Genomic DNA, 2,852 nt, shown 5'->3' on the forward strand with positions numbered 1-2,852 from the left:
GTCCTGCTGCTGCCGACCGGCTACTATCTGATCGGCGGCGCCTTCGCCGTGGCCGTCAGCTTCCTCGTCCTGGCGCTGCTGCCTGCGGATTTGCTGGACCGTTTCTGGCGCCGGCGCCTGCCGTTGTTTGCCCTCAGCAACGCCGCCCGCACCGTCATCAGCCTGCTCTCCTTTGCCGGCTTTGTAATCCTCATAGCCGCCGGCCTTTTCGGCAGCCGCGACCCGCTTTCCAATCCTCTGCCACTGGTGATCTGGACACTGTTGTGGGCCGGCGTCACGCTGCTGCAGGGTGTCTTCGGCGACCTCTGGTCATGGCTGAACCCCTGGTATGGAGCATGGCGTCTCGCCTCGCGCCTGTTCGGGACCAGGGATCACGGAGCATGGCGCCTGCCCGGATGGGTCGGCTGCTGGCCGGCTGTCATCCTGTTCTTCGCCTTCGCCTGGTTCGAACTCATCGATCCGGCGCCCGACGATCCGGGGCGGCTGGCCTTGGCCGCCGGCCTCTACTGGCTGTTCTCTTTCCTCGCCATGCTGGCGTTCGGCTATCGCGACTGGAGCCGCAGCGGTGAATTCCTGACGGTTTTCTTCTCGATGGTGGCGCGCTTCGCCGTGGCCGAACGCAACCAAGACGGCCGGCTTGGCCTGTGCTGGCCCGGCGCCAAGCTGCTGACGGCGCAGCCCCTGCCGGCCAGCGGCATCGCCTTCCTGCTGCTCGCCCTGTCGTCGGTGTCCTTCGACGGCCTGTCGAAAACCTTCTTCTGGCTCGGCCTGTTCGGCATCAATCCGCTCGAATTTCCCGGCCGCACCGCGCTGATCGGCAGCGGCACTTTCGGGCTGATCCTGACATTCGTGCTGCTTGCGGCGGTGTTCCTGCTTGCCGTCTGGCTTGGCCAGCGTCTTGCCGGCAGCGATCACACCCTTGCCCAGGCGGCCGGCCTGCTGGTGTGGTCGATCGTGCCGATCGCGCTCGCCTATCATGTCGCGCATTATCTGACGGCGCTGCTCGTCGACGGCCAATATGCGCTTGCGGCACTTTCCGACCCGTTCGCGATGGGCTGGAACCTGTTCGGCACCGCCGACATGCAGATCGAAGCCGGCATCGTTGCCGGGGCGGACTCGGCGTGGTGGTTGTGGAATGTCCAGGCCGGCGCCATCATCCTTGGCCACGTGCTCGCCGTCCTCGTCGCCCACGGCTTCGCCTGGCGCCTGCACCCACAGCCTGCCCGTGCAGCCCTCAGCCAGTTCCCGCTTACCTTGCTGATGATCGCCTACACCGTCTTCGGCCTCTGGTTGCTTGCCACGCCGACCACCGGATGAGAAAAGGACGGCCTCGATATCGTCGGGAAGCTCGCTTGCCACATCAAGGCTTTGGTGATTTAGTTTGTACACATGCAATTTTTTGCGTCCTCTGAGCGAGGATGCCGAAGCCGCCTTATCGTTGGTCAAAACTGAAAAACAGAGGAACGAACATGGCTGACAAGAACGGATTTTTCGACCTCTCCAAGACTGCCCTGACTCGCCGCACAGCGCTGAAGGGTCTGGCCGCCGGCGCCGGCCTGGCCCTTGCCCCCGGCTTCGTCCGTTATTCGCAGGCGCAGAGCTCGGCGCCGATCAAGATCGGCTTTCAGTCGCACCGAACCGGCATCGGCGCCGCCTATGGCCGCTGGTACGAGAAGACCACCGCTGCCGCGGTCAAGGCGATCAACGCCGCCGGCGGCATCAACGGCCGTCAGGTTGAGGTGATCATCGAGGATGACGGCACCGATCCCGGCCGTGGCGCCGAGGTGGTCGGCAAGTTCGCCACCCAGCACAAGACCGACATCGTCTTCGGCACGCTGTTCTCGCATGTCGTCATCGGCTCTGCGCCCGCCGCCGGCGAAAACAAGATGCCCTATTTCGTCGTCAGCGAAGGCCACCACGTCGCTTCAACCAAGCTGAACCGCTATGTCTTCCAGCCCGGCATCACCGACGTGAAGAGCCAGATCCAGTCGATGGCGCCCTGGATCGCGGCCAATGCCGGCAAGAAGGTGACGCAGATATTCCCCGATTTCGCCTTCGGCTACGACCATCGCGACTACCTGCCGCCGGCACTGAAGGCGCAAGGCGGCGAGGTCATCGCGCAGATCGCCATCCCGCCGACGGAATCGTCCTTCACCAAATACTTCCCGCAGATCCCGGCCGAGACCGAGGTGATCTACCACGTCATGGTCGGCCCGGCCGTGCTCACTTTCGTCAAGGAGCTCGGCGAATTCTACGGCTCCAACCGACCGCAACTGTTCGGCTTCATCGATTCGCTCGAGGCCACCGACATCAACAGCCCCGGCCTCGAATTCCTCGACGGCAGCCATTTCTGGGAAGGCTCGCCGCGTTATGCGCAGGCCAACGATTCCGAAGCGCAGAAGGCCTACCGCACCGCTGTCGGCATCGATGACAATGGCGCTGCCGTCGGCGATCCCAAGGATGTCTCCACCGCAGCCCACATGTTCGGCTGCTGGGAGACGCTCTATGTCGTCAAGAAGGCAATGGAAGACGCCGGCTACAAGGGTCCGGAAGACCGCGCCAAGCTGGTCGAGGCGACCGAGGCACTGACCGAGTTCGCCGAAGGCCCGCAGCATCCGCAGGGGCCAAAAACCTTCAACGGCAAGATCCACCAGTGCTTTGGTATCCAGAACATCTCCAAGGTCGAGTGCGGCAAGCTCAAGGTCGTGCACAAGACCAAGATCGAGGACGGGCTTTACGAGGCCGAGGGAGATTATACGACGCAGGCGCTGTGAGCCTGGTTTTGTAAGCACAGTGCCCTTCGGCCCACCCCCCTTTGGCCTGCCGGCCATCTCCCCCTCAAGGGGGGAGAT

The 2,852-nt window shown here is 63.7% G+C and carries 2 protein-coding genes; both read left to right on the plus strand.

Annotated elements, in window-relative coordinates; translation table 11 throughout:
* Window positions 1–1,317 (plus strand): hypothetical protein (locus tag EOC06_RS26105; protein ID WP_128309130.1); only part of this gene is annotated, 1,317 nt, incomplete at its 5' end.
* 152 nt (window positions 1,318–1,469) lie between these two features.
* A complete protein-coding gene (locus tag EOC06_RS26110; protein ID WP_128309131.1) occupies window positions 1,470–2,774 on the plus strand; it encodes an ABC transporter substrate-binding protein in 1,305 nt (434 codons plus the stop codon).
* Window positions 2,775–2,852 lie beyond the last annotated feature (78 nt).

The sequence above is a fragment of the Mesorhizobium sp. M7A.F.Ca.MR.362.00.0.0 genome (assembly GCF_004023175.1).
Taxonomy (GTDB): Bacteria; Pseudomonadota; Alphaproteobacteria; order Rhizobiales; family Rhizobiaceae; genus Mesorhizobium.

Coding starts and splice junctions, on each gene's coding strand:
- EOC06_RS26110 (WP_128309131.1), top strand. CDS start 1,470: ATGGCTGACAAGAACGGATTTTTCGACCTCTCCAAGACTGCCCTGACT.